36 protein-coding genes are annotated in these 21,910 nt (G+C 59.2%); 14 read left to right on the top strand and 22 right to left on the bottom strand.

What is annotated here, in order from left to right:
- Window positions 1–47: 47 nt before the first annotated feature.
- The gene (locus FHR70_RS18600; RefSeq protein ID WP_183452950.1) at window positions 48–359 is read right to left on the bottom strand and encodes a hypothetical protein; all 312 of its coding nucleotides are present in this window, start codon (window positions 357–359) and stop codon (window positions 48–50) included.
- 618 nt (window positions 360–977) lie between these two features.
- Here FHR70_RS18600 and FHR70_RS18595 point away from each other — a divergent pair.
- Both FHR70_RS18595 and FHR70_RS18590 read left to right on the top strand, forming a co-directional pair.
- Window positions 978–1,352, top strand: a complete 375-nt coding sequence (locus FHR70_RS18595) for a hypothetical protein (protein WP_183452948.1) — start codon at window positions 978–980, stop codon at window positions 1,350–1,352.
- 299 nt (window positions 1,353–1,651) lie between these two features.
- Window positions 1,652–1,963, top strand: a complete 312-nt coding sequence (locus tag FHR70_RS18590; protein WP_183452946.1) for a hypothetical protein — start codon at window positions 1,652–1,654, stop codon at window positions 1,961–1,963.
- Window positions 1,964–1,995: 32 nt separating this feature from the next.
- On the opposite strand, the gene FHR70_RS18585 is transcribed toward FHR70_RS18590, so the two are convergent.
- From FHR70_RS18585 to FHR70_RS18520, 15 genes are all read right to left on the bottom strand, one after another.
- Window positions 1,996–2,787 (bottom strand): M10 family metallopeptidase C-terminal domain-containing protein, encoded by a 792-nt coding sequence (locus FHR70_RS18585; protein WP_183452944.1) that lies wholly within the window; start codon window positions 2,785–2,787, stop codon window positions 1,996–1,998.
- Between the two features lie 588 nt (window positions 2,788–3,375).
- Window positions 3,376–4,461: a tyrosine-type recombinase/integrase gene (locus FHR70_RS18580; RefSeq protein WP_183452942.1), complete on the bottom strand. Its 1,086-nt coding sequence runs from the start codon at window positions 4,459–4,461 to the stop codon at window positions 3,376–3,378.
- Window positions 4,445–4,681 (bottom strand): helix-turn-helix transcriptional regulator, encoded by a 237-nt coding sequence (locus tag FHR70_RS18575; protein ID WP_183452940.1) that lies wholly within the window; start codon window positions 4,679–4,681, stop codon window positions 4,445–4,447. Before FHR70_RS18575 ends, FHR70_RS18580 begins: the two co-directional genes overlap by 17 nt.
- 1 nt (window position 4,682) lies before the next feature.
- Window positions 4,683–4,892 carry a hypothetical protein gene (locus FHR70_RS18570; RefSeq protein WP_183452938.1) on the bottom strand — a complete coding sequence of 70 codons (210 nt, stop codon included), beginning with the start codon at window positions 4,890–4,892 and terminating at the stop codon, window positions 4,683–4,685.
- The gene (locus FHR70_RS18565; RefSeq protein WP_183452936.1) at window positions 4,892–5,875 is read right to left on the bottom strand and encodes a phosphoadenosine phosphosulfate reductase domain-containing protein; all 984 of its coding nucleotides are present in this window, start codon (window positions 5,873–5,875) and stop codon (window positions 4,892–4,894) included. The genes FHR70_RS18570 and FHR70_RS18565 overlap by 1 nt, the downstream gene beginning before the upstream one ends.
- A complete protein-coding gene (locus FHR70_RS18560) occupies window positions 5,868–7,259 on the bottom strand; it encodes a hypothetical protein (protein ID WP_183452934.1) in 1,392 nt (463 codons plus the stop codon). Before FHR70_RS18560 ends, FHR70_RS18565 begins: the two co-directional genes overlap by 8 nt.
- The gene (locus tag FHR70_RS18555; RefSeq protein WP_183452932.1) at window positions 7,256–7,474 is read right to left on the bottom strand and encodes a hypothetical protein; all 219 of its coding nucleotides are present in this window, start codon (window positions 7,472–7,474) and stop codon (window positions 7,256–7,258) included. The genes FHR70_RS18560 and FHR70_RS18555 overlap by 4 nt, the downstream gene beginning before the upstream one ends.
- On the bottom strand, window positions 7,471–7,851 hold the full coding sequence (locus FHR70_RS18550) for an HNH endonuclease (protein ID WP_183452930.1): 381 nt from the start codon (window positions 7,849–7,851) through the stop codon (window positions 7,471–7,473). Before FHR70_RS18550 ends, FHR70_RS18555 begins: the two co-directional genes overlap by 4 nt.
- Entirely contained in the window at window positions 7,848–8,363 is a 516-nt protein-coding gene (locus tag FHR70_RS18545; RefSeq protein WP_183452928.1) for a hypothetical protein, read from the bottom strand. Before FHR70_RS18545 ends, FHR70_RS18550 begins: the two co-directional genes overlap by 4 nt.
- The gene (locus FHR70_RS18540; protein ID WP_183452926.1) at window positions 8,360–8,995 is read right to left on the bottom strand and encodes a lambda exonuclease family protein; all 636 of its coding nucleotides are present in this window, start codon (window positions 8,993–8,995) and stop codon (window positions 8,360–8,362) included. Before FHR70_RS18540 ends, FHR70_RS18545 begins: the two co-directional genes overlap by 4 nt.
- Complete coding sequence (locus FHR70_RS18535; protein WP_183452924.1) at window positions 8,992–9,741, bottom strand: ERF family protein; 750 nt, start codon at window positions 9,739–9,741, stop codon at window positions 8,992–8,994. The genes FHR70_RS18540 and FHR70_RS18535 overlap by 4 nt, the downstream gene beginning before the upstream one ends.
- Window positions 9,738–9,884 carry a hypothetical protein gene (locus FHR70_RS18530; protein ID WP_183452922.1) on the bottom strand — a complete coding sequence of 49 codons (147 nt, stop codon included), beginning with the start codon at window positions 9,882–9,884 and terminating at the stop codon, window positions 9,738–9,740. The genes FHR70_RS18535 and FHR70_RS18530 overlap by 4 nt, the downstream gene beginning before the upstream one ends.
- The gene (locus FHR70_RS24390) at window positions 9,881–10,015 is read right to left on the bottom strand and encodes a hypothetical protein (protein ID WP_281381380.1); all 135 of its coding nucleotides are present in this window, start codon (window positions 10,013–10,015) and stop codon (window positions 9,881–9,883) included. The genes FHR70_RS18530 and FHR70_RS24390 overlap by 4 nt, the downstream gene beginning before the upstream one ends.
- The gene (locus FHR70_RS18525; protein WP_183452920.1) at window positions 10,015–10,275 is read right to left on the bottom strand and encodes a hypothetical protein; all 261 of its coding nucleotides are present in this window, start codon (window positions 10,273–10,275) and stop codon (window positions 10,015–10,017) included. Before FHR70_RS18525 ends, FHR70_RS24390 begins: the two co-directional genes overlap by 1 nt.
- A gap of 5 nt (window positions 10,276–10,280) precedes the next feature.
- Window positions 10,281–10,595, bottom strand: a complete 315-nt coding sequence (locus FHR70_RS18520) for a hypothetical protein (protein ID WP_183452918.1) — start codon at window positions 10,593–10,595, stop codon at window positions 10,281–10,283.
- A gap of 451 nt (window positions 10,596–11,046) precedes the next feature.
- On the opposite strand from FHR70_RS18520, the gene FHR70_RS18515 reads away from it, so the two are divergent.
- Window positions 11,047–11,289, top strand: a complete 243-nt coding sequence (locus tag FHR70_RS18515; RefSeq protein ID WP_210277698.1) for a hypothetical protein — start codon at window positions 11,047–11,049, stop codon at window positions 11,287–11,289.
- 45 nt (window positions 11,290–11,334) lie between these two features.
- Here FHR70_RS18515 and FHR70_RS18510 read toward each other — a convergent pair whose 3' ends face one another.
- The 4 genes from FHR70_RS18510 to FHR70_RS24605 all read right to left on the bottom strand — a co-directional run bounded on the left by FHR70_RS18510 (window position 11,335) and on the right by FHR70_RS24605 (window position 13,708).
- A complete protein-coding gene (locus FHR70_RS18510) occupies window positions 11,335–11,724 on the bottom strand; it encodes a hypothetical protein (protein ID WP_183452916.1) in 390 nt (129 codons plus the stop codon).
- 194 nt (window positions 11,725–11,918) lie between these two features.
- Complete coding sequence (locus FHR70_RS18505) at window positions 11,919–12,263, bottom strand: hypothetical protein (protein ID WP_183452914.1); 345 nt, start codon at window positions 12,261–12,263, stop codon at window positions 11,919–11,921.
- 48 nt (window positions 12,264–12,311) lie between these two features.
- Entirely contained in the window at window positions 12,312–13,409 is a 1,098-nt protein-coding gene (locus FHR70_RS18500; protein ID WP_183452912.1) for a S24 family peptidase, read from the bottom strand.
- Between the two features lie 92 nt (window positions 13,410–13,501).
- A complete protein-coding gene (locus FHR70_RS24605) occupies window positions 13,502–13,708 on the bottom strand; it encodes a YnfU family zinc-binding protein (protein ID WP_425487880.1) in 207 nt (68 codons plus the stop codon).
- Window positions 13,709–14,066: 358 nt separating this feature from the next.
- On the opposite strand from FHR70_RS24605, the gene FHR70_RS18490 reads away from it, so the two are divergent.
- The 11 genes from FHR70_RS18490 (at window position 14,067) to FHR70_RS18440 (ending at window position 19,522) form a co-directional block, all read left to right on the top strand.
- A complete protein-coding gene (locus FHR70_RS18490; RefSeq protein WP_183452908.1) occupies window positions 14,067–14,561 on the top strand; it encodes a phage regulatory CII family protein in 495 nt (164 codons plus the stop codon).
- A 247-nt stretch (window positions 14,562–14,808) separates the two neighbouring features.
- Window positions 14,809–15,066 carry a DUF2312 domain-containing protein gene (locus tag FHR70_RS18485; RefSeq protein ID WP_183452906.1) on the top strand — a complete coding sequence of 86 codons (258 nt, stop codon included), beginning with the start codon at window positions 14,809–14,811 and terminating at the stop codon, window positions 15,064–15,066.
- The gene (locus FHR70_RS18480) at window positions 15,066–15,452 is read left to right on the top strand and encodes a DUF1064 domain-containing protein (protein ID WP_183452904.1); all 387 of its coding nucleotides are present in this window, start codon (window positions 15,066–15,068) and stop codon (window positions 15,450–15,452) included. The genes FHR70_RS18485 and FHR70_RS18480 overlap by 1 nt, the downstream gene beginning before the upstream one ends.
- Complete coding sequence (locus tag FHR70_RS18475; RefSeq protein ID WP_183452902.1) at window positions 15,452–15,712, top strand: hypothetical protein; 261 nt, start codon at window positions 15,452–15,454, stop codon at window positions 15,710–15,712. The genes FHR70_RS18480 and FHR70_RS18475 overlap by 1 nt, the downstream gene beginning before the upstream one ends.
- A 743-nt stretch (window positions 15,713–16,455) precedes the next feature.
- The gene (locus FHR70_RS18470) at window positions 16,456–17,238 is read left to right on the top strand and encodes a hypothetical protein (protein WP_183452900.1); all 783 of its coding nucleotides are present in this window, start codon (window positions 16,456–16,458) and stop codon (window positions 17,236–17,238) included.
- Window positions 17,222–17,446 (top strand): hypothetical protein, encoded by a 225-nt coding sequence (locus tag FHR70_RS18465; protein ID WP_183452898.1) that lies wholly within the window; start codon window positions 17,222–17,224, stop codon window positions 17,444–17,446. Before FHR70_RS18470 ends, FHR70_RS18465 begins: the two co-directional genes overlap by 17 nt.
- Window positions 17,443–17,760 carry a helix-turn-helix domain-containing protein gene (locus FHR70_RS18460; RefSeq protein WP_183452896.1) on the top strand — a complete coding sequence of 106 codons (318 nt, stop codon included), beginning with the start codon at window positions 17,443–17,445 and terminating at the stop codon, window positions 17,758–17,760. Before FHR70_RS18465 ends, FHR70_RS18460 begins: the two co-directional genes overlap by 4 nt.
- Complete coding sequence (locus FHR70_RS18455) at window positions 17,757–17,894, top strand: hypothetical protein (RefSeq protein ID WP_183452894.1); 138 nt, start codon at window positions 17,757–17,759, stop codon at window positions 17,892–17,894. The genes FHR70_RS18460 and FHR70_RS18455 overlap by 4 nt, the downstream gene beginning before the upstream one ends.
- On the top strand, window positions 17,891–18,058 hold the full coding sequence (locus FHR70_RS18450; protein WP_183452892.1) for a hypothetical protein: 168 nt from the start codon (window positions 17,891–17,893) through the stop codon (window positions 18,056–18,058). The genes FHR70_RS18455 and FHR70_RS18450 overlap by 4 nt, the downstream gene beginning before the upstream one ends.
- Window positions 18,059–18,109: 51 nt before the next feature.
- Complete coding sequence (locus tag FHR70_RS18445; RefSeq protein ID WP_183452891.1) at window positions 18,110–18,730, top strand: transcription termination/antitermination NusG family protein; 621 nt, start codon at window positions 18,110–18,112, stop codon at window positions 18,728–18,730.
- Window positions 18,731–18,925: 195 nt separating this feature from the next.
- Entirely contained in the window at window positions 18,926–19,522 is a 597-nt protein-coding gene (locus FHR70_RS18440) for a hypothetical protein (RefSeq protein WP_183452889.1), read from the top strand.
- Window positions 19,523–19,543: 21 nt separating this feature from the next.
- On the opposite strand, the gene FHR70_RS18435 is transcribed toward FHR70_RS18440, so the two are convergent.
- Both FHR70_RS18435 and FHR70_RS18430 read right to left on the bottom strand, forming a co-directional pair.
- The gene (locus tag FHR70_RS18435) at window positions 19,544–19,729 is read right to left on the bottom strand and encodes a hypothetical protein (RefSeq protein ID WP_183452887.1); all 186 of its coding nucleotides are present in this window, start codon (window positions 19,727–19,729) and stop codon (window positions 19,544–19,546) included.
- An 872-nt stretch (window positions 19,730–20,601) separates the two neighbouring features.
- Window positions 20,602–21,702, bottom strand: coding sequence for a CAP domain-containing protein (locus FHR70_RS18430; protein ID WP_183452885.1), 1,101 nt, complete (start codon window positions 21,700–21,702; stop codon window positions 20,602–20,604).
- Window positions 21,703–21,910 lie beyond the last annotated feature (208 nt).

Genomic DNA, 21,910 nt, shown 5'->3' with positions numbered 1-21,910 from the left:
GTCACCGGATCATTCATCGAAGAGCCTGAGTAGAAGACCCAAAGCAGCTAGTTGTTGCTGGCCCACCCTGACAGAGCGGTCTCGGGGAACCTGTCGGTGGGCACTGCAAGCTGCACCGGGGCAGGAGGCTGCGCCCTCGTCATGCAGTCGCGCATGTGCTCCTGGCGGGCCACCTTGATGATCTCCCGATAATCCTGGCTGGACATGTTGCGGGTTCTGTGGATCAGCCGGGTCTCCTTGTAGCACGCATCCCAGCGTGCTTTCCCCTCGGGGGTAGAGGCCCATCCTCCCTCCTGCGCGTAAGCATTCGCACAGACGAGAGTCGCTGCTGCAAAGACATACAAGGTCAATAAACGCATATTGGTGCTCATGGTGTGAGTATCGGCTCACTTCATGAATGATAACAGTGTCGGGCTTCGAACGTCCCATCCCAGGAGCTAGGGCAAAAGGGTATCTACCTTTGCGTCAGGATCTGCAGGGGAATAAAAGGAGTCTCAGGGCGCTTCCGGCGCGCAGCCGGGCTTCAGGGAAGCTGGCTGCAGATCAGGAGTGCCGTTAGGGCAGCCACAAGAGCCGTAACCATGAGGCCGCTGTCGACCGGATCATGGGGCATCGCCTTGCGATTGATCACTCGCCTGATCACAATCCAGCTCTCGATGCGATTAACATAAGTTGATCTAAGTGTGGCAAGACGCGCCGGCGTCAACCTCGATCCCTATGCGACTAACGGCTTATTTCCTGCGCCCCGGCGACAGGTGCGTCACCCAGCCGCTAGCCTCAGCCTGAGAAGGCCGCCGATAGCAGGAGAATCGGAGTGGCTCGCGAGTAGCGCAGGCTCCGTGCCTTTCAAGCACCATCCCTTTGGAACTGCCCAAATGACCTATCGTTTACCCAAGTGAGGTATGCCTGTGGCTTGGCGGCGTCCGCATCCGGTTCGACCGCGCCACTGTGTGTCACGAACGTGAGATGAGGCAGTGATGGAGCTGGAGAAGATCAAAGAGGCCATTGCGAGTGTCACCCGTGATGAGGAATTGGCTTCGTCGACATGCTATGAAGTCGAGGCCTATGCCCGGATCTGGCCATTCGTCTTCCTGGTCAATGATTGGGACATCTGGAACGGCAGCAGGCGAGCGCTCAATCTTCAAGTCGTCCGGTGGCTCGAGGACTCGGGCGCTCCCTACGACTTCTTTCAGATCCGGACCGGTTTCGGCCTCATGGGGTTCAAGGATCAAGCGGCGGCCAGGAGCTTCGAACTGCGATGGTCGGCTTTCTCGCGCACGGCGCCAGCCTCGAACGGAGACTGGAACCCGCATCCCATCAGGAGCACCTTCGAACCTGTCCACGCAGGTTAGATTGGTATTCCGCCCGGCTTTCCGACGTGATCCGCAACGCATTTCTCGAGAGCCGATTCTTGAAGATCTGTGCGTAGAGAAGTCCAGCTTCAGGAATAGAGTCCGGAGAACTTCGGCTCTCCAGCCACGGCTGCTTAAGTTCAATTCAGCGGGATATGGCCAAGTTTTGGATCGCTGTGTTAAATGCCCTGCGACCTTCCTGTACGCGAAGGCTGTCGTCAGGGCCAAGGGGAGTGGTCTTGGTGCAGATCTGTCGATCCGACAGTAAACCAGAATAATCCCCGCCTTGGGGCAATGCTATGTTCGAGTTACTTGCTCGGTTCTTCCTTGGTGAGCCGCCACGTGAAAAGGGCGTCCATGTTGATCTGATCTACGGTGACCCCGATCTCCAGGCTTTCTTCCTGCTGCTCATCATATTCGGATCGATGCTCTTGACCCCGTTCGTGTCGGCCATGTGGCGAAAGCAGAAACAAGGGATAGCCTTCGTCCTAGCAGTAACGCTCTTCTGCGCGGTGAGCTTTGCGGCCGTAGGAATTTTCGCCAGTGGTTTTGCCGGCGGCCGGTACCCGCAACTCCAGTGGAGCGCGGGCCAACAGCAAGCCTTAAAATAATTGCCAGCCTCCAAGCGGAGGTGATTGGCCGCTTAAAGCATGAAGTAGCTCTTCGAGACGGTGGAGATGCCCTTCAGGTACATTGCAAAATCCGCCACCCCGTCACCGTTCACATCTCCGCTCACAACGGCCCCACCTGAGACCTTGTTGTAGCGCAACTCGCCCGCCTTCTCGTGAAAGCCGTTCTTTCCGATGAACGTGAAGGACTGGTTTCCGGATACGGTCGTCTTCGCATCCATGGCTTTCAGATCGATCCTGTCCTTCTGTCTGGCGGAGAAGTCATAGATCGTGTCCCGGCCATTTAACGCCACGGTACTGTCTTTGGCGCTCTTGAAGACAAAGGTGTCGGCTCCGGTGCCGCCATAAAGCCGATCCGCTCCGCGGCGGCCATAAAGCACATCGTTGCCGCCGAAGCCTTCCAACTTGTCTCCGACGTACTTATCCAACAAGTAGACGCCGTTGCCGCCTGTGATCTTGTCGTTCCCCGCAAGGGCTTTCTTCAAGAGAGCGAGATCATCGGATCTGGACGAGGTTCTGGCTGCCGCAACAAAGGAAGCCGCCGGAACGCTGATGCCTTTGACCGTGAGGCTGGGTTTGCCGCTTTGGAAGCCGCCAAAACTCTCCACGGCCCCGCCGTTCAGCATGCCGGTTGCATCATAGGTGAAGCCTGTACCTCTGTACTCGTCGCGGTACGCGGTCCCTGAGCCGTAAGTCACGGAGAACAAGCTTGAGGTCTGCTGATAGGGATTGCCGTGTAGCATTCCTGAGAATTTGACATTCTTCAGGTCAAAGCCGAAAGCCGTATAAACTGTAATCGTTGCCATGGATGCCGCTTCCTATGGGAAAGCGTCTTTATTAAGGCCCCGGTCAGGTGAGCAAGAGAACAAATGTCGCGCGGGCCCGAGACGGTTAGGTCCTGCCCATTCCTGATCGCCCGCACTGTGTCCATGATCCTTTCAGCAAACTGAGACCTGCGGACTCCAACCAGCCTGCATTCAATGGTTCCCTCGTTCCGTCCGTCGGCTGTCGAAGAGGCACCCCGATCACGCTTGGACGTCTTCAGGGTGGCACCGGCTGAGGCATGCATGAACACGGATGTGCCAGAAGGGAGGCTGGGCTGCGAGACTCGGTGATGCTTTTGCCGGTGGAGACAGGGAGGGCTAGCATACCGCCGTTTCATGCCGCCCTCCCGCCGCCTAGAGGGATCGAACCGTGAACCCATCGTCCAGACAGCCGTAGAACGGATGTCTAAGGTTCGACCCTGATGTGAGAGAGGCGCTAAGCCCTTGAAAATCGGAGTGGCTGGGGGACCTGGATTCGAACCAAGACTAACGGAGTCAGAGGCAGATGTTTTTGTAGTAGTTCCAAGCATATAACCCCTCCTATTTCTGTCTAACAGACTATAGAACTATTCAGGAATTTTCAATCTTTTCTAACGACTTGGCATCTTTTTCCTCCGTTTCCTGGTCCAGTTTTTCCACAACACCTTGCAGCTTCGGAACAAGGTCGGCTTGACGCGAATAATGACTTGCCATCCCCTCGGTCTCTTGCCCGAGCATGTCGGCAATCGTCCGGGTGTCGAAGCCGAGTTGGCGCATCTTGGTGGCTGCCGTGTGGCGCAGCCCGTGGAAGGTGAGGCCGCTATCCACCTTGCCCTCAGCCTCCAGCTTCCGAATGACCTTGAAGAACACCGACCGGAAGCCGTCTTCCGTCCACGCCTTGCCCCGCGTGTTGACGAACAGGGTCTTATCCTTGTGAGCGGGTAGAGCGCTCAGCGCCTCGGCAACCGCCTTCGGGGCCTTCACTTTCACTTCCTTGCCGCTCTTGGCTGAGATCCGGGTCAGCATCCCGGTCTTGGCATTGTAGGAGCCGAGCGGGGCTGCCAGGATTTCCCCCTGCCGATAGCCGAGAATGCCGCCTAGCAGGATCGGGGCCTTCAGGTGAGCCGGCACCGCCTCCAGAACCGCATCCCATTCCTCGGGCGTCCACGGGCGGTTGGCCCTCGGCTCCGTCTTCGGTTTGCGGATCTTCTTCATCTTGGCTGCCGGGTTGATGTCGAGCCCGACGAACTCCCGTTCCAGCCCAACCTCAAAGACCACGGACACCACGCTCAGCACATAGTTGGCGAAGCGGCGGCCCTTCTTCAGTTTGGCTTTATCCCTGAGTCCTGCCACGAACCCGCGCGTCCACTTGTCCAGCGGCATGCTGTGGAGCGGCTTGGTCCAGTCCAAGACCTTCAGGTAGTCTTCTTTCGTGCGAGGGGCCAAATCCTGAAACCGGGCGCTCTCTCGGTAGAGGACCACGAGCCCACCCCAGGTGCCAGGTTTCTCCTGAATGGGCTTCACCTTGGCTCGGGCGGCGTTCAAGGCCGCGAACCACTCCTCCGAATACATAGCGTGGGGCGGCGTCAGGCGGGTGCCGGTGATCCGGTCATAGGCGTAAGCGATCCCCTTGGACACATACGCTTTGATCCCCGGAACCTTATTCTTCTTCGGCATCGAGCTTGCCCAGCCAGTCGTTAGCGTCCGCCTCGTCGGAGCGGTCCAAGTTATCAATCCAGGCGTCCAAGTCCTTCACGTCGTATCGGAGCCCCTGCTTGCCAGGTCGGACCCGCTTGGGCCTGACTGGAGGAAGAGTAGACCCGAGGCCGCAATAGGCGGCTGCCTCAGATCGGGTCAGGAGGCGCTTGGCTGGGGGCTTCACATGAGCCTGTCCCATGTTATCCCTCCTTATGGGAGGTTTGGGGGGCCTTCCTTCGGGCTTCGCCCTCATCAGGAAAGATCAATCCGCCGCCCGCCCGGTCGCTGTGGGCTTTGCCGTCCTCGTAGGCACGCCGGATCTCAGCCTCAGCCCGGTTCCTGGCTTGGTTCCAGCCTTCGCCCTCGTAGCGGTCCGGGATAACGCGGCGGGCGCGTTCACGAAAATCCATCACGCTGCTTCCCCTGCTGAGTCAGAGAAGACCTCGCAGCTATCGCCGCACCCGCCGCCGAGGTCGAGATCATCCAGAACAACAAACCCGAACATGTCCATTTCGAACTGAAGTTCCGTATCGGGCGTGTAGGGGACGAACGTGTTGCTCATTCCGATGGCGAAGATGTCATTAACGGTCTTCTTTCCCCGAAAGAACCGGCGCGGCCGGTCGCGACCATCGCCTGGCCCCGCATCGGGGTAGGTGGCCTCCATGCGGCGAAAGAAGTCGAACCACTCCGGGCGCTCCCGGGCGATGGTCGCCAGTTTGCGGTCAGATTTCTTCCAGCAGGTAAGGCAGTTGCCCCAATGCTCTGGCAGGTTGAGGTCAAAAGGCTGTTGAGCCCACCACGACAAAACCGCCTGCTTCGTCACTCCCCACTTGATCAGTGGATAGATCAGCCTCAGTTCCTTCGCCTTGGAGTTTTTGCGACCTTTTTCATCAGAGCGTAGGCCGATAGCGGTATCGTAAGTCCCTGCATCCCAGCCGATGCTGCGAAGATAGGCGGTCATTGGCCGTTCCTTGGTCTCCCGCGTGCAATGCGGGAAGCTGCTATTTGGGATGCCGTATTTCTTGATAACGGGCTCAAACGGCTCGCCCCTGCGGGCGGCGGTTTCGAAGGTCGCGACCCTAAAGCCGGTTCCCTTGCCATGCTCGGGATCGACAACGGCCTCGACCCACACGACATTGAACCCGAAATGCTTGTCGCAGCGGTCCACGAACCGCAGCGTTTCTTCATGCTCCTGGCCTGTATTGGCGAAGAGCACCACGATTTCCGTGCCGTCATTGCGCTCGGCCGCTAGATCCAGTAGGCGCTTAGTCATATAGGCGCTGGTCCTGCCCCCGCTGAAACTGATGAACAGGCGCGACTTCGCGGCTTGGCTCTCGGTTGGACCCTGCTTTTCCGAGGAGCGCAGCGACGGAGGACACATCAAATCACTCATCTGTCCCTACCCCCGTCTTGCTGGAGGGGGAGGCGAGAGCCTCAAGGGCCTTGATGGCCGGATTGCCCTCTGTATTCCAGCTTGAGTAACGACCGCTGGATTGCGTCGTGTAGGCTGCGCGAACGGCCTCAATCGCTGCCTCAAGGGGAACGTAATCCCTGTTATGGGATGGGGAGAGGAGGGCGGCTATACGATCAGCAGCCCGCTCGATCTCGGCACCATTCCAATGCACAGCCGGGTTGGCCGCATAGAGGGCTTCGGTCGCAAGCACCCTCACATACTCTCCCCCGGTTTGTGGGGTGATTGTGTGCCCTCCTTCGGCTGCTTGCACAGCCTCATCGGGAAAACTCAATTCAGGCGATGGCTGGCGCGATCTCGCCGTAGTCAGTTCGGCCTCAAGGGCCTTGATGCCGGTTCTGAGCGCGGCAACCTCTTCCGAGAGAGACGCTATCGTTTTGTCTGCTTCGATGCACCGAGCCGCTCTCTCCTCAAACAAACGGGTCAGTCGCTCGATCTCTCCCTCGGGAAAGCGCGATCCGCCTTCAGGCAAGCCGGTGGGTGGTGTGAGGAGTTCGATTGTTGTCTCGAATGGCACATCACAGCCGTTGTAGAGATACTTGCCGAACAGGCTCATCAGTTCCCAGAGTTGCCACTTGGTCCAGCCATCGGCATCGGACGTCTTGATGTCGTAGTATTCGCGCTCAAGGATCAGCTTCCCCACATGGGTCAGCTTCACTTTGACCTCGTGATTGAGGTTGAACAGGTAGGGAGGCTGCCACATAGCGGCTTGCTGCTCTGGCTGATCGATCTGTCCCGACGAGCCTTCAGGCGAGGGAGGGCACATATGCTGCTCCTCAAGCTCCTTTACTCTGGCGAGGAGGAAGGTCTGTGCGGCGGCTATCGCAATTTCTGCCGTTTCAGTGTGGTAACGCCAACTCTCTTCGACACAGCGCCGAATGAATGCTTCGTCAGAGGTCTCCCTGTACCGGATGTTGGAAATGACGTGCTTGCGGCAAAGCGCTCTCGCTACATCCTCCACTAGTCCTGTATGATCGGGAGGGGATGTGTGCCCTCCCTCGGCTTTCGCCTCGTCGGGAACGATCAAGTCAGCTTCAGTCCCGTCGCTAGGTAGTGCTGTGAGGATGCGGCTATCAAATCGCTCTTCGAACCGCTCGGCAGCCTCAAGGGTATGGCAGGACACCGTGTAAACATCGCGGCACTCGCCAGGCGGGGCTCCGACTGCGCGGCAGTACAGAATGGCGATTGTACTGTCGGGATGGCGCACCGTGACCAGGCGTTCAGGTAGAACGATGTCGCTGCTTGAACTTTCTCGATGAGGGCTCTCAGAGCCCGAAGGAGAGCAACTCGTATTCTGTAGGGTCATGAGCGGGCTTCCTTGAAGGAACCACCGTGCTCGACCGCAGGAACGCTAGACGAGACAACTGCTGGCGGCACAGTGGAAGGGGTGGATCTCTGAAAAGGCTTGCAGTTCGAGCCGCGGAGCATCCACACGCGCTCGACCCGGTGATTGTGCTCGTTGATGAGATCCTGCAGCGCCTTGCTGATGGGGCGGATCGGGGAATTGATCGGTTCGCTCATCGGACGTTTCTCCGAACAAGCGTTCCATCCATCTTCCGCTTCCAGCCGCTGTCTCTGCTGCCGGGGATAGGCGGACCTTTTCGCGTCCTGATGCCGAGGTGACGCATCTTTTGGCGTTTCGCTTTGGCAATGCGGGCGAGGTCGCCATCCTTGCCATGTGTCTTCAGATCAGCGCAGGCTGTGTGAGCCGGGCCGCGGTTCTCCAGATCGTTCGACCCGCCAAGGCCGAGCGCCCGCAGATGCTCGTCGATCCAGGGTTCGCCGGCCTCGATCTTGCGCTCGCAAAGGACGCAGATCCCTTTGAACCGCTCGAAAAGGGCAAGGCGCTGCGTCGGGGTTAGAGGCTTACGGGGAGTGGTGCCGACGTCCACTGTCATGCAGCCCTCCCGGCGTTCCGGGTGAGCGTCTCAGGCTTCACTTCGATCAAGGCAGAGACGATCTCAAGCACGGCCTGCTTGCTGGCCTGGAACTCCTCTTTCCCCATTGCCCTACGCGATTGGCTCTTGGGCTTGCGCACGACGACGATCGGGCCGCGAACCACAACCACAGAATATTCGTCCATGGAGGCGACGAAGTTGGCGACCCGCAGTGCCGCGGCATGACTTCCGGCGTCGACCTCTTGCTGGTTGAAGTAACCGGCATCAATCAGGGCCCGCTTGCGCAGATGCTCACGCGTCTTGAACTGCTCCGCTAGGTGTTCAGGCAATTGCGCCCAGGCCTCAGCCACGAAGGCGAACTCGTGGTTATGGCTGGCAGTCGAGCGGTCGTTATGCTCGACAAGCCGGTAGTTCTCGCCAACCACGAAGGAGCGGTCGCACTCTGCCTGGAAGCGGCGGTGCGGGACCATCGCCTCGCCAGTCCATTCGAAGAGAATAGGGGCCGTGGTCATGCCGTAGCCCGCTGGTCATAGAGTGCCGTCAGGTCTGCAACCTTCTGAGCGAGCTCTGCCAAGAAGCCAGCCACGTCCGCCTCAAGGCTCGCGATCAGGGCGTCGTCACGCTCGATCCGCTTAACGAAGAGCCGCATATGCTCCGGCATCCTTGGGTCATAAGAGACGAAATCGCACCATTGACGACCTGCGCAGGCCATCTGCCACATCATCTGCGTGACGTACTTCCCCGGCACCGTCTGGCTGATTAGCGTCTCAATATGGGTTGCCGTGTTTGGGCACTTGATCTCGACAAGCCCGTCCTCACCAACCAGGCCGTCAGGGCTTGCTCCGGTCATCGCGATAGAGGGATGAGGCACGAAGCCGACTTGTACGACCTCTGCGTCCACGCGGAACTCGTATGCCACGCGGGCGTCAGGCTCCTGCTCCGTGCCCCATTTCATGGCCGCATTGCTGAACTTCTCAGCCGGCTCGCCGGTCAGGCGCTCCGCGATCAACTCGGCCATGTAGTTCGCCCTGGATGCGCCCCAGCCGGTTTTGGTCTTGGCGATCACATCCGCCACGCGTGAGGCGGTGACCTTGCCGACGCGGATGGCGAGCCATTCCTCGGAGCCTTGGACGATCTCGCTCATTGCTTCCCCTTCTTCGCGTTCAGGGCGGCAATGGCACGCTCGTAGTCCTTAGCCGGGATGGCGGCGATGCTCTCGACCTTGAGGTATTGGAGGAACTTCTTTTCGTTCGCCCCGACCGCCTCAATCAGGTCTCGGATCTTCATGACCTGCTCGTCTGAGATCCCCTCTCCCGCACCAGCCGCGTTGCCGTCGTCATCTTCCCCGCGGCTTGTGATGTTGAGCAGGGCGCCGGCCGTGTAGCGCTTGCCGTAGGAGATGGACGAACCGACGGCCTGGACAGCGTTTTTGCTGCCGCTGGTGTCGATGGGCAGATGCATGGTCGTCTCTTCACTGTGCCCGTCGCGATGGGACAGGACGCCCGTCACCGTGATCCGACCTTCCTCCTGTCCGGTGCGGAAGCTCAGCGCGAAGCCGTGATTGGACAGAACCGGCTTGATGGCGTCGTTGATGTCTTCCCAAAGGGCATAGGTGCTCTGAACCTGCTTGTTGCTGCCCTTGATGGCCCCGCGCTCGATGATGACCGGGAGATCGGGCTGCATCCGTGCCAGATCAGCCGCATAGGCCGCCTTCGCGTTCCGCTCCATGATGCGCTCCTGCATCTGGAGAAGCCGCTCCATCTTGTCGATGTCCACGGCAGGATTCATGGCAGCTCGCTCGATCACCTGAATGATGGCAGCGCTCTCAGGCACGACGGGAACAGGAACATTCGGCTCTTGGACGGCCACGGCGTTCGATTGGTTGCTCATTGATGCTTATCCTTCGGGAGTTTGACGACGGGCTTGGCCCATCCAAGTTCTTCGGAGAGCTTGGCGATCATCGCGACCCGGAGGCGCTCGGAGCGCTTGGTCTGAGGACCGCGATAGCGGGGAGTGAGGGAGACGCGCTTCATCGCAGCATCGCCTCCACCAGCTTGAACATCGTGAAGCACCACAGGCCGAAGGCGACGGCGCCGATGAGCATCCAAAGGCCGTTCTCGATCTTGCGGGAGTAGGCCTTGCACTTGGGAGTGTTGAAGCTCATCACGCTGCCCCCGGATAATCAGGCTCATCACAGCCGATGCGGTTCTCGTCGTCTCCACCGCAGGGGCAGGGGACAGTCTCAAAGTCGCTCGGGTAGAGCATCCGCAGATTGCGAGGGCGAAGCTTCACGCCGCGTCCGAAGCACGAAGGGCACAGCCCCTCGGCCATGATTTCGCGAACGGTTGCGTTTATCTCGACTGGCTCGGCAACGAACGGCTGCACGACACGAGGGCGGAAGGGGAAAGCGACGACCTCACCCATGGGCGTCACTCCGCCGCGATCAGGTAAGCGACAGGCTCGTTGTCCTGCGCTTCTGCAAGGCGGCTAAGGCGCTCGTCAGCCTTCGCGGCCAGCATGTCGGAAACGGTAGTGTCACCGGCGTCGCGGATCTCGACGCGGCCCTGGTAGATCTGCATCTCACCATCGACCTGAGCCTCGATGTAGCTTCGGGCGCTCCAGTCAGCGAGACGATGGGCGCGGTCGTCGATAGCGGCCTCGATTACGCTCCCACGGCGTGATCCGTCTTCGTTGATGTAGAGGAGCCTGTCGTTGAGAGGCGGAAGGGATCGGAGGGAGGGCATGGGGCTCATCCGTTCTGAGTGGATGAGAAGACCCTAATGGGGGATATTGCCCCCGTCAATAAGATTGTGGGACATAGCCCTCATTATTGTGGTTCATAGGGGATGTGAGCTTCTCCCCGTTATCCACAGATATGAAGACTCGACTCCCGCCTCTAAGGTGAACAAAATAAGAACAACGAACACGGAGGGGCAAACTTGCAGGTTCATTTCATACCACCAACACCTGAAAGCCCTCTCCCCAGAGAGCACCGCTACAAGCTCAGAATGCGCTGCTCAAACTGCCTCACGGACACCTATCCAGTTGCGTGCATGGGTGTGCGGCGTCTCTCGACGGTGGAGGTCAGCCGACGGGTTTTGGAGTTCGCTGAGCGCATTGAGCGTCCATGCCCATCATGTCACAGCGTCTCTTACCGGCTTATCAGCTACTTCCCAGACAAAGAGGATCAGAGCCATGTCAGCCACAGCTAAGATGTTCTACGTCGTGCAGCCATTCATCAAAGGGAAGCGGGGAGGGCTGAAGGCTGAGCAGGCCATTCAGGCGCCTAGCGAGAACGCGGCGCTACTCAGGGCAGAGCGTATGGCCGGTAGCAAAGCCGGGGTGCTCGTGTTCTCTCAGACCGGGGATCCGGAGATGGGGGACTTCGACGAGCCGGTATTCCTGGCTAGCCATGGCGACGTGCCGTCAAGGGACTGAGGGGCAGCCAAACAAAAACCCCGGCCAGAAGCCGGGGTTTGAATATCAAGCCGGGAGTGGTTTGGGACCACTGAACCCATTGTCTGATCGGTCCTCAGTACGCTTTGAGCCGAGCCGGACCGCTCGTGAGAAGAAAGCGGCTTCGCGCTTGTGGTCGGAAATTGCCTTCGCGACAAAGCTAATGAACATCGTGGCGCCTTCCGACCATCTGAAAAGCATCGCCGCAACACCGCTCGCTATCGCATCAGTGAAGGCTTCGGCCAGATCTGGATCGGTCTTCCGGAGGCGCTCGACAGCCTCTTCGAAATCTTCGGCCGCCTTCAGATCCGCCCGCGTCGTCTTACTCAGATCGGGTTGGCAGACCTGACGTATTAGCTCAAGAGCTGCCTCGCGGTCACTGACCTGCTCGCTGAAGACGATCAGCTCCCACTTCATGTCACTCGGGGCCTTTGGATCCTCCAAGAACCGCTCGAGCGCCTTGTGATGCTGCCTGAGTAGGCGCTCAGTGGCCTCAAGCTCACTAGTCCGGCGCCGATGCTTGGCAATAACTCGGCTACTCCAAAGATAGATGGAAGTCGCTAAGCTCGAAAGCGTGACTAGGGGGGAAACGCTGAATTCTAAATTGGCTATCATCGTTTCTTGCCTCCAATCCGCGGCGTATCCGCTGAATTCTGTAGTCGCTCTTTCTCTAAACGAAACTTATGTTTGTCACGGAGCGCCTTGATCTCCGCCTCTCTTTCTCTAACCCGGATCTCAGCCATCCGTTCTCTGTGGCCCTCAGCGCGGGTCTGCCGCCAAGCATATACGCCCAACAAAATAAGGGCAAAGCCTATGGCCAGCCAGGGGTCTAGCCCATATTTGATCAGTCCTGCTGTCCCAGCAAATAAGATCGCAGTTAGCAGGGCGTCCGGCCCATGGGGGCCAAGATGTTTAACTATCTCTTGATAAAGCCCTTTTTCAGGTTCAGTCGGCACCCTGCTGGTCTCCCAAAATTTTTGAGCGCACCTGCACGCACGTGAGGGCTAGTAGGTCAGATCGTTGATACTCCGGCGGACCAGGGCCAAGATCCTCACTTGGCGCCCATCGCCCTCGCTGGGGTCCCGAAAGACCTTATTTGGGATTACAATCGGCTTGTGCCGCTTATTCGTTGACCGAGGGCAGAACTCGTACCGATCCTCGTAGATCTCGAGCTGCTTGACTGACCATTCCCGGGTGTGACCGCCGTCTCGGGTCTGCTCCACGACAACAATCATGCCGTCCCTAAGCACGACCTGGCCCTCAATGTCCTGGAAATCGAGGCCAATGACCTTGTCTCCCTCAAGGATTGGGCGGGGTTTTAGGTCATTCATCGAGTCTCCCCGGACCCTGAAGCCGATGCGCCGGGCGTGGGGGAATTCCCGGTCCGGGTAGTCCCCGACGTACTCCATATCGTCGATATCGAACTCAGGAGCTTCCCTGAACGCTCCGGCCTCCACGTCACCAACAATGGGGACGGGCACCATCTTCTCTGTGATCATCTCAGCATGACTGGGCTGAGTTAATGGCGTTGGCCGATCGGTAGGCGAGGTGCCGCCAAAGGAACCAATGCCCTCAGCTCCAAAGATCAGCCACTCAGGGCTCGTTTCCAGGCCGACAGCCAGCTTCTTCAGAGTGTCCAGAGTAAGTGAGTTTTCAGGGCGCCGAAAAATATCCCTGATCGCAGTCGCTCCCATCCCGGAGTCGAGCGAGGCGGCGCGAGGGGTCTTCCCGGTCTGCTTCAGCCTCTCGGCTATGCGGTCGCGTACAGGGTCAGTCATGCGAGGGAAGATACCCTCACCTACGAGAAACAGTGAGGGGGATATATCCCCTTGACTTATGGGGGCTATGTCCCTCATTATCGTTTCATGCTTACCGCAGATCATCTTCTCACTCTTTTCGGCCCGTTCTGTCAGGCGCGGCGGATCTCCGAGTCCCGGCTCTCGATGCTGCTCTTCAATGACGGCAAACGTATCGGGCTGCTCCGTCGCGGTGGTGATATCGGATCGCGTCGCCTCCAAGATGCCTTTCAATGGCTCTCGGACCATTGGCCGAATGACGCTGAATGGCCCTCTGAGATCCCTCGCCCTGAGGTCCGCCGACAAGGGGAGGCCGCCTGATGCGGACCATCACCCTCACGGCTGACGCCGTCTCCATCAGTTTCCTCGACGAGTTGAACCGGCGGCTCACCGCACTGTCAGAACTTGTCGAAAAGCCGGTCGATCTTGTCGAGCTCATCCGCGACATCCCCCGCGCTGCCTCTGCTTTCAACTTTAAATCGCTCCCCACAGGCAGGGCAGGTGAGTTCCGGCTCGTCCTTGAGCCGTGTGACGGTCTGCTCCGTCTCATGGCCGCACTTCGGGCATCCGATAGGGAAGGTAATCTCGTCGCTGAGCTTGGGCATATGGAATCCTCCATCGGTTCTGTGACAAGCCCGATGGTAGGCGAGGGCGAGGAGGGTGTCACTGTTGCATTCTCCTCGCCTTCCGGCGGGGAGGCCGCCTGATGCCCCGCTCTCGTCTCAAGCCCCGCTACCGCTTCACGGCCTCTGGCCGTTGGCTGTTCCTCAGCCATGACGGCTTCATTCCCCATTCCCCTTCCATCGGCAAGACCGCTTCCTCCCCGGGCGCCGATGTGAAGAGCGCGGGCGGTTCAACCGAGCCCCTGGCTGCCCGCGCTTTTGTTTCAGCCCCCGCTTCCACGCTTGGGAATATCGCTCAGCCCCGTCCAGCAATCATCTCAAATCGATAGGCGAACCTTACATGAACGCCCGCAACCCCTATGCCGCCATCAAAGCCGCCTTCGATGCTGACGTGGACCGCCTTGGTGGCGTGGTCGTCGCTGCCAGCAAGAGCCGGGTAGGGCAGGCGCTCATCTCCCGCTATTCCTCGATCGCCGATCAAAACGTCACCACGCATGTGCCGGCCGACGTTCTGCTTGACCTCACCATGGAGATCGTGCGCCGAGGCGGTACGCCTGAGACCCTTCAGGTTCTGGCGGATCTAGCGGGCTTCAAACTTGTGCCCCGTGAGAGCGCAGAGGCCGCGGGCGACAACCTCATCCGCCACCTTGCTGATACCTCGCGAGCCCAGGCGGCGCTTTCCACCACAATAGCCGATGCCCTGTCGGATGGCCGGATCGATCCTGCCGAGAAGGCCGCTATCGATGCCGCTGCTGCTGCCGAGGAGAAGGAACTCGCTGAGCTTCGGAATGACCTGAAGCGCGGGACAGTCACGCCGATCCGTGGTGCAGCATGAGCGGCAAGTACCTTCATGGAACGAGATGGGCGGGCATCGCGGTCGTACCGACACGCAAACGCCTCCGCAGAGCGTGGCACCAAGCTCGTAACGGAGGCGTCGAGCGTTCGGTCCTGCGACCGTGGGGGCACGGGCCGGCCGGAGCGCTGGGCTTAAGGCTAAGCATCAGCCGCTGCCTGTCGACCGCGGAAGCGGATTACTCCGTCTGCAACTGACAACGCCCAAGGAAGTAAGAGGAGCATCGAGCATGGATGACGCAGCTTTCACTACCGAAGCCGTCGCCGCCGATCAGCTGAAGGCCTTCATCGAGCGCATTGAGCGCGTCGAAGAGGAAATCGCAGGGCTGAACGGTGACAAGCGCGACATCTATGCGGAAGCAAAGGGTAATGGCTTCTGCACGAAAACCATCAAGAAGATCGTCGCCCTGCGTCGGAAAGACTTTTCCGTACGCCAGGAAGAGGATGCCATCCTCGAAACCTATATGTCCGCGCTGGGGATGGTCTGATGGCATTCCTTCGTACACACGTGCGTGCACGTGCACGCGAGGGCCAGCAGGCGATGCTTGCCCTCGGCCGCATGAAGAACGGCCAGATGAACAAGACCGAGGAGGCCTATGCGGCTCACCTTGAATTGCGTCGGATCGCTGGCGAGGTCGCCTGGTACAAGTTCGAGGGCATCAAGCTTCGTCTCGCTGACAACACGTTCTTGACCATCGACTTCGCCGTGATGCTCACCGACGGCAGCCTTGAGATGCACGAGGTCAAGGGCTTCTGGACCGACGATGCCCGCGTGAAGATCAAGGTCGCGGCCGATCTATACCCCTTCCGTTTTATCGCTGTGCAGGCGCTCCCGAAGAAGCAGGGAGGCGGCTGGAAGGTCGAGGAGTTCTGATGATCTCCTTCAAGCGTCAATCCGAATCCCTCGCCATCTCCAAAGAACATGCCCTCGAAGGCTTCTTCTACTTCACCAGCGTGCGCGAGGAGGAGGCCAGCAAGTACCCGGACTATGTGGAGGCCCGTCTGGCAGCGACGGAGAGCGTCAAGAAGCTCGCTACGGCAGAGGAGGCCTTCGGCAGCGCCCGCGTCCGTTCCTGGCTCGACGAGATAGAAGCCAAGGCCATTGCCGAACTCAGCAAGCGAGGCGCGGCATGAGCGGAGACATTCTCTGGATCCTTGAGACTTTCTGGCCTGAGTTTGAAGCCTGGGCTGCGTCGACGCCTGCAATCGCACAGGTGAGCGAATGAGCATCACGTCAGCCATCGTGCGGGAACTCTTGGCGGCCGGTCTGGAAGGCGAGGGGCTTGTCGCAGCACTAGAGCGCATCGAGGCCGCTTCTCAACCGGCCCTGACCAAGAGGCAGCTTCGTGACCGCCGCTACTACGAGAACCACCGTGAGGAGAAGATCGCGAAGGTTCAGGCACGTCGCTCCGGGAATGGGCAAGGTGACGGAACAAGCGACGGAAATGACGGAAACAGCACTAACCCAACCAGCGACGGAAATGTCGGAAATAGCGACGGAAGCGACGGAAATCCGACACTCGTCCAAAGGTCCCCAAGATATAATAACTCAACCCCTAAAACCTCTCTCTCCGCTAACGCTCCGAGAGAGGGTGACGCGCCTGACGGCGCTTCGGCTCCCCCGACGAAATCGAAACCGGCTCGTCGAAAGCCTCGGGTCATCGCTGACGAGACACCAATCGACCCAGACCGCAAGCCCGAAGATCGGGACCGGGAGTTCGCTGCCGAGCGCGGGCTCACCGGGAAAACGGCTTGGCACGAATGGGAAGCGTTCGTCGCCTACCACCTCAAGAACGGCTCCCTGATGGTCGATTGGCATGGAGCCTGGAGAACCTGGGTCCTGCGCTGGAAGAAGCGCAATGAAGAGGAAACCACGAATGGCCAGCAAGGCAATCGCAACGGTCGAACCTATCCCGCCCCTCAGGCCCGAAGCTCCGGATCTCGCATCGCTTCCATCATGGGCTATGACACTGAACCAGACGTGCATGGACCTGAGGAAGAACGACGCTTACCGGATCGGGAGCCATGGCCGAAAGGTCGTCACGCTTCCGGCTTCCTCGATGCCGAACCCGACGCAGCGGGCGTATATCGAGCGTAGGGTTGCGGAGCTCGAGCTCATGCCTCAGCCGGGTCCGGTCAAGGAAATCGACGCCACCATCGGCGCCCTGATGCTTCGCTACATGACGGCCCGCCAGGATGACGAGATGGTTCGGGCCCGTGTGGAAGGCTACCGGATCGTCCTGAGAGACTTCCCTGGCTGGGCCGTCAGAGAGGCTTACGCCCGCTGGCTCAAAGGTGAGATCGGCAGGGAGCATGACGCTTCCTTTCCTCCGCCAGAGCGGGTGCTCTACGAGGCTGCCAAGAACCTGACCATGGCTGCCAACGGGCAGAGGGTTGGCTTGCAACTCGTGTTGGATGCCGAGGGCTACCAGCCCTTGACCGATGCGGAGATGGCCGAGCGGCGAGAGCGCCTTGCCGCCCTGACGCGCAATATCGTCAACACGGCAAGCCCTGAGGACCGCGGCCCCGGCTCGCTGCGGCGCCGGCCCGAATGCCCTGAGGAGATTGCCCGCAAAGATCAAATCCTGACCAACCCCGGCAAGGGTATCCTGGCAGGGCTTCACGAGATGCAGGAGGCCGAGAATGCGGCCGCTGAATGACGACGCCACGATCGAGCAGAGGGCGCGAGCCGACCGGTACTGGACCGAGATGGTTCGCCCTCAGATGTCCGCCAAGGGGCAGGCGAAGGCTCCTGAGGACCCGCAGGTCGCCCTCAACCGCATCAAGGCTGAAGGCTGGGGAGACGTTCAGGTCTCCGACGCCATCCTCGCCACTCTCCCGAACATGAAGAAGGGGCAGGCAGCATGAGGGAGCAACGTCCGAACAAGCTGAACTCTCGGCAGGCTAGGGAGGTCGCTGATAGGCTGAAGGCTAGGCGCCAGACAAAGGAAACGCTTTCAGCTATCGCGCAGGACTATGGCGTTTCCCACGCGACCATCGCCTACCACGAGAAGAAGCTGCCTCCGGCCATTCGGTTCAAGCCCGTCCCTCGTCAGGTCGATGAAGCCGAGGTGCTCCGGCTCTACGGCATTCACATGCACCAAGGCACGGTAGCCCAAATCCTCGGCGTCCCGTCCCGCACGATCTCGCGAACCATCGCTCGCTTGGAGTCATCGCCATGAGTGTTCGCAAAGGCAAGCAGGCCTGCATGGAAGCGCAGTTCTGGAAGGCTCTTCGGAAAGCCCTCTACGAGGACATGAAGCGCGCAAAGCGTGTCCCTCCCTCAGCTCGCATGGAATGGAAGGCAGCAGCATGAAGCTCTTTGACGTTTTGGCGACCATCGGCGTCCTGCTGATCTATAGCTCTGCTCTCTGGTGGGCTTGGAATGAAGGTGGCGCCTTTGGCTTGTTCATCGCGGGCATTGCGACGTTCTGCCTGTCAGTATGCGGTTTCCTGGGCAAGGAGCTCAGCAAGCCATGACGAACCTCCCCCGCTTCGCCCTGTCTGCCAAAGCCCAGGAGATCCCCGCACATGGCTAAGAAGAACCGCCGTAAGAAGCACATCCGCCAACGGCTTGAGACGCCGAAGGTGACCCCGACGCATTTCATCCGCCTTGAGCGGATCAAGGTCTCCATCGACGAGAGCCGGCGCTGGTATGTGGTTCGCGTGAACGCCAAGGCCGAAGCGAAGGTGCAGAAGGGCTTGGAGCAGGCTGGCTTCACGACCTATCGTCCGGTCGACACCGACCTGGTTCGCCGCAGGAACAGGGTCTACGAGGTTGGCCAGAGGCCTGCCGCTGGGTATCTCTTCGTCGGGGTTGATCCAGACAAGTGCGGCCATGAAGAGCTTTGGGCCTATCACGACAAGGTCGTCAGCGGAGACCAGCCCTTCACCGTCATAGACGAGGAGGGCAGGGAGGTCGTCTATGACGCTCGCATGGTGCAAGAGCGCCCCTTCTATCGCGTTATGGGACCGTTCAAGACAAAGCAGCTCACCCGGTTTGCGGAGAAGATCAGTGGTGCGCTCGTGGCTGTGCTTTGGTACAGGGGAGAAGTTCTAGGCCACTTCCCAGCAATCCAGTCAGGGCTTGTGGAAGGCGAGCGTCTACTGTTGACAAACTTCAACGAGACACTTGAAACTAGAGCGGCATAGCTGTAGTTATACCATTCAGAACTTGTGGTGACAGTGTGCTCGGTCTTCTTGGGCTTTGAGCTACGACCGCGTAGGAGAGACGGAGCCCAGGCCGCTGTCTCTCAGAGTGCGAAGCTTGCACGATTTCTCAGTAAGGTTTCGTTCCAGGTCGATCAGCGTAGCGCGTCAGAGCAATTCCGATGATGCGAGGCCGCCATGAAGCGCTTGGTAATGCCCACGTTGTATCTATCGACTATTTGCTCACCGGCTGTAGCCGAAGATGGGACAATCTGGGCTGGCTGGCTCGGAGCAATAGGAGCCGTTGTCTCGGCACTCATTGCTGCTTACGTCGGATCCAAGAGCGGCGCGATGCACGCTGTTCAGGGTTACAAGACCCAAAAGGCATTCGACAACCAACTCGACTGGTACATCCGAATGTTAAGGAGCGTACGCTCTCTTAATGAACGTATTCGAGGTGCATTGGTCTGGGAGGCAGAGGGCAGAGGCGACCCGCACTGGTGGAGCCAGGTGCAAATAGCGCATGAAGAGTTTGAGCGGACGGCTTGGGAGGCTCCGCTCTTCGGAACAGATAAGGCGAATGCGGCCACGAAGAAATGTTTAGCGGCAGTCGAAGCAGCAGCCAAAGTAAGTGAGATATTCGATCCCTACCATATGAAGAAAGAGGGCAGGGATCCGAACATCGCCTTCGAAGCGGCCCGAGCTCTTCCCCCGGTCCTTGAGGAATGCGTGAAGCCGATAATAAGCGAGGCCCGTATTCATCTCGGGATCGCGGTTGATGCCCCGGCGAGCTGATCGCGCAGGGCCTTTTCTAAGCTACTCCGCCTCTTTGGGGACCGAACGGGCAGGCTGCTCCCGAGCTTTTGCTTCCCGCTCCCTTGCGAGGTTCTCCCAAGTTTGGGCCATCTCCAGCAACTGTGCGCGTTGCTCCTCATTCAAAGCCCCATTGGCCATTTGCCAGCACTCTTCGGCATGCTGTCGGTATTCAGAAGCCTTTTTCATCGCAAGCTCACAAACCGTTGAGCGGGCCTAAGCCCTTCGGCTGAGCTTATTTTGTCAGAGGCTCTTCAGCGTCAAGACCCATGCCCACACGCAAATTCTACATCCGAGACGATGGCTGTCTCATGATAGAGATCAGCCCCAACCTCTACGTAGAAGAGAGCATGGCAGAACGCTTAGGTCTGCTAAGATAAGTTTGGCACGGCGGCGTGGACCGGAGATGCACCGGGTAAATCGACACGCAGCAGAAGGGCCCTGCGAGGGAGTGCGGATGTAAGCCCCAGCCTCACGGCTGTACCTTCGCCCCTCTAGCCAGTGTAGCGACTGGCCCGTGCCGCCCTTAGGCTCGCTGAGAGGCTGGGGCTGTTGAGGTAGGTTAGGCAGGCCGTGCGTTCGCTCGCAACCAAGCTACACCGTCTTCTTCGGGCTTGTGACAGGCCCACTGGCAGCCGTGTTTAAGCTCGATCACTGCGGTGCCGTCGTCCGAATCGATAAGCATGTTGAGGTGGTCTCTTATTGCTGCCGCGGAGGCATCTAACTTCACGAGCCAAACAGACTTCAAGAGCCTGCTCGCGTTCCATGCGGCAAGGCACTCATAAAGAGGATCATAGTTCCGCTCCTCGCGTAGATCATAGCTGACTAAGTAAAGCCCCACTGGATATTCCTTTTCTGGTTAGGAGATGTCACGTGAGTACTTGAATAAGGCAACATCGTGGCATTGAATTTTTACTCGTGGCCCCGACTTATGCGGCAAGTTGTCGGGAAGTAATGGGACACGCATTTGCCCAAGTCCCTGGACCACAAAGCAAGGCAGAGAGAGCACGACGCCAAGCGGAGGGGGAGTGGCCTCGACAGGTACGAGGCCCAAACCTTGGTTAGAGGATGAAGTCCGAGCTAGCGAATGCCTTCAGACCGCTGACCATGATGGTGAAGTCGGCGATGCCGTCACCATTGGTGTCGCCGGTGATGTAGGTGGTGGCACCGGACTTAAAAGCCCTCAATTCACCGGCGACGTTGTGAAAGTCCTTCTCGCTGATGAACTTGAAAGCCTGATTACCCGCCTGACCTGCGTTCGCGTCGATGTTCTTCAGGTTGATGCGGTCGGCGCCGCGCGTGAAATCGCGGATGGTGTCGCCGTCAGCTTCCGCGGAGGTATCGAAGACGAAGGTATCTTTACCTGTCCCACCCCAAAGAACGTCCTTGCCGCCGTTGCCGTTGAGGGTGTCTTTTCCGGATGAGCCCTTGAGTGTGTTCCTGCCGGAATTTCCCGCGATTGAGTTGTTCAGGCTGTTGCCTGTGCCGCTGATATTCCCCATACCCCAGAGCGTGAGGTTTTCCAGGTCCTGCCCCCCAAGAGAGAATGTGACAGAGCTGATGACCTTATCGGTGCCTTGCCCAACCTGTTCGAAAACCCTGTCGTTCTTGTGGTCCACGTAATAGGTGTCATGGCCCAGCCCGCCATACATGTCGTCGGCTTCGTTGGAGCCATACAGCATGTCCTTGCCGCTCGTGCCCCTGGTAGTGGCCCGGCCGGTGCCCACGTCGTTAGGCTCTGCGCGCTCGTTCGCGTTGGGCGAGCCGAAGTTCTGGGTCACGTAGACGCCGCCTTTCCCGACCTGCAAGCCGATTCCGATCTCCTGGAAGGTGCCATTGATGAGGTTGGCGTAGTGGCCCGGCGAGTTGACGAACTGGTCGTGCAGCCCTCGGATGGTCTCCTCCGTGAGGGGGCCGTAGCGCCACGCGATGTTCTCGCCCCATGCCTGCCATTCGTAACCTGCGGAGGTCATCCGGGCGCCAGCGGTCGAGCCGCCTTCGCCCGTATGCGAGAAGATGTTGGTCTTGCCCATCCACAGGCTGTGGGCGTCCGAGGACTCCAGCAGCTCGCCGTCGAAGGAGAGCGGCTTAGCTCCGACCTTGGCACGGGTTTCGTTCACGAGCTTAAGGAAGTAAATTTCGAGTTTGGTCGGCGTATACATGGATGACTTGCCCCCTGTGGCTTTAGCTTGGTTTTTGCCGGGCAATTACGCAACGTCAACCCCTCGCGACGTCCCTAGATCTGCATTCGTTGTCAGGTTTCCACCCAAACATTGAGTGACGTTGCCCAGCCCGGGCGCTGTCTGCTGGCTGAATGACGCAAAGAGACCAGAGAGCTCGCAACCGGGAGCACGACGCCAAGCGGACACA

Origin of the sequence: Microvirga lupini (assembly GCF_014191055.1) — a bacterium.
Classification (GTDB): Bacteria; Pseudomonadota; Alphaproteobacteria; order Rhizobiales; family Beijerinckiaceae; genus Microvirga; species Microvirga lupini_A.
The sequence above is the reverse complement of the archived record's forward strand: the minus strand, read 5'-3'. Positions and strand labels throughout refer to the sequence as shown.

Excerpts from the sequence above, each read along its gene's own strand:
- FHR70_RS18600 (WP_183452950.1), bottom strand. The coding sequence starts at position 359 with ATGCGTTTATTGACCTTGTATGTCTTTGCAGCAGCGACTCTCGTCTGT.
- FHR70_RS18595 (WP_183452948.1), top strand. The coding sequence starts at position 978 with ATGGAGCTGGAGAAGATCAAAGAGGCCATTGCGAGTGTCACCCGTGAT.
- FHR70_RS18590 (WP_183452946.1), top strand. The coding sequence starts at position 1,652 with ATGTTCGAGTTACTTGCTCGGTTCTTCCTTGGTGAGCCGCCACGTGAA.
- FHR70_RS18585 (WP_183452944.1), bottom strand. The coding sequence starts at position 2,787 with ATGGCAACGATTACAGTTTATACGGCTTTCGGCTTTGACCTGAAGAAT.
- FHR70_RS18580 (WP_183452942.1), bottom strand. The coding sequence starts at position 4,461 with ATGCCGAAGAAGAATAAGGTTCCGGGGATCAAAGCGTATGTGTCCAAG.
- FHR70_RS18575 (WP_183452940.1), bottom strand. The coding sequence starts at position 4,681 with ATGGGACAGGCTCATGTGAAGCCCCCAGCCAAGCGCCTCCTGACCCGA.
- FHR70_RS18570 (WP_183452938.1), bottom strand. The coding sequence starts at position 4,892 with ATGGATTTTCGTGAACGCGCCCGCCGCGTTATCCCGGACCGCTACGAG.
- FHR70_RS18565 (WP_183452936.1), bottom strand. The coding sequence starts at position 5,875 with ATGAGTGATTTGATGTGTCCTCCGTCGCTGCGCTCCTCGGAAAAGCAG.
- FHR70_RS18560 (WP_183452934.1), bottom strand. The coding sequence starts at position 7,259 with ATGACCCTACAGAATACGAGTTGCTCTCCTTCGGGCTCTGAGAGCCCT.
- FHR70_RS18555 (WP_183452932.1), bottom strand. The coding sequence starts at position 7,474 with ATGAGCGAACCGATCAATTCCCCGATCCGCCCCATCAGCAAGGCGCTG.
- FHR70_RS18550 (WP_183452930.1), bottom strand. The coding sequence starts at position 7,851 with ATGACAGTGGACGTCGGCACCACTCCCCGTAAGCCTCTAACCCCGACG.
- FHR70_RS18545 (WP_183452928.1), bottom strand. The coding sequence starts at position 8,363 with ATGACCACGGCCCCTATTCTCTTCGAATGGACTGGCGAGGCGATGGTC.
- FHR70_RS18540 (WP_183452926.1), bottom strand. The coding sequence starts at position 8,995 with ATGAGCGAGATCGTCCAAGGCTCCGAGGAATGGCTCGCCATCCGCGTC.
- FHR70_RS18535 (WP_183452924.1), bottom strand. The coding sequence starts at position 9,741 with ATGAGCAACCAATCGAACGCCGTGGCCGTCCAAGAGCCGAATGTTCCT.
- FHR70_RS18530 (WP_183452922.1), bottom strand. The coding sequence starts at position 9,884 with ATGAAGCGCGTCTCCCTCACTCCCCGCTATCGCGGTCCTCAGACCAAG.
- FHR70_RS24390 (WP_281381380.1), bottom strand. The coding sequence starts at position 10,015 with ATGAGCTTCAACACTCCCAAGTGCAAGGCCTACTCCCGCAAGATCGAG.
- FHR70_RS18525 (WP_183452920.1), bottom strand. The coding sequence starts at position 10,275 with ATGGGTGAGGTCGTCGCTTTCCCCTTCCGCCCTCGTGTCGTGCAGCCG.
- FHR70_RS18520 (WP_183452918.1), bottom strand. The coding sequence starts at position 10,595 with ATGCCCTCCCTCCGATCCCTTCCGCCTCTCAACGACAGGCTCCTCTAC.
- FHR70_RS18515 (WP_210277698.1), top strand. The coding sequence starts at position 11,047 with ATGTCAGCCACAGCTAAGATGTTCTACGTCGTGCAGCCATTCATCAAA.
- FHR70_RS18510 (WP_183452916.1), bottom strand. The coding sequence starts at position 11,724 with ATGAAGTGGGAGCTGATCGTCTTCAGCGAGCAGGTCAGTGACCGCGAG.
- FHR70_RS24605 (WP_425487880.1), bottom strand. The coding sequence starts at position 13,708 with ATGCCCAAGCTCAGCGACGAGATTACCTTCCCTATCGGATGCCCGAAG.
- FHR70_RS18490 (WP_183452908.1), top strand. The coding sequence starts at position 14,067 with ATGAACGCCCGCAACCCCTATGCCGCCATCAAAGCCGCCTTCGATGCT.
- FHR70_RS18485 (WP_183452906.1), top strand. The coding sequence starts at position 14,809 with ATGGATGACGCAGCTTTCACTACCGAAGCCGTCGCCGCCGATCAGCTG.
- FHR70_RS18480 (WP_183452904.1), top strand. The coding sequence starts at position 15,066 with ATGGCATTCCTTCGTACACACGTGCGTGCACGTGCACGCGAGGGCCAG.
- FHR70_RS18475 (WP_183452902.1), top strand. The coding sequence starts at position 15,452 with ATGATCTCCTTCAAGCGTCAATCCGAATCCCTCGCCATCTCCAAAGAA.
- FHR70_RS18470 (WP_183452900.1), top strand. The coding sequence starts at position 16,456 with ATGGCCAGCAAGGCAATCGCAACGGTCGAACCTATCCCGCCCCTCAGG.
- FHR70_RS18465 (WP_183452898.1), top strand. The coding sequence starts at position 17,222 with ATGCGGCCGCTGAATGACGACGCCACGATCGAGCAGAGGGCGCGAGCC.
- FHR70_RS18460 (WP_183452896.1), top strand. The coding sequence starts at position 17,443 with ATGAGGGAGCAACGTCCGAACAAGCTGAACTCTCGGCAGGCTAGGGAG.
- FHR70_RS18455 (WP_183452894.1), top strand. The coding sequence starts at position 17,757 with ATGAGTGTTCGCAAAGGCAAGCAGGCCTGCATGGAAGCGCAGTTCTGG.
- FHR70_RS18450 (WP_183452892.1), top strand. The coding sequence starts at position 17,891 with ATGAAGCTCTTTGACGTTTTGGCGACCATCGGCGTCCTGCTGATCTAT.
- FHR70_RS18445 (WP_183452891.1), top strand. The coding sequence starts at position 18,110 with ATGGCTAAGAAGAACCGCCGTAAGAAGCACATCCGCCAACGGCTTGAG.
- FHR70_RS18440 (WP_183452889.1), top strand. The coding sequence starts at position 18,926 with ATGAAGCGCTTGGTAATGCCCACGTTGTATCTATCGACTATTTGCTCA.
- FHR70_RS18435 (WP_183452887.1), bottom strand. The coding sequence starts at position 19,729 with ATGAAAAAGGCTTCTGAATACCGACAGCATGCCGAAGAGTGCTGGCAA.
- FHR70_RS18430 (WP_183452885.1), bottom strand. The coding sequence starts at position 21,702 with ATGTATACGCCGACCAAACTCGAAATTTACTTCCTTAAGCTCGTGAAC.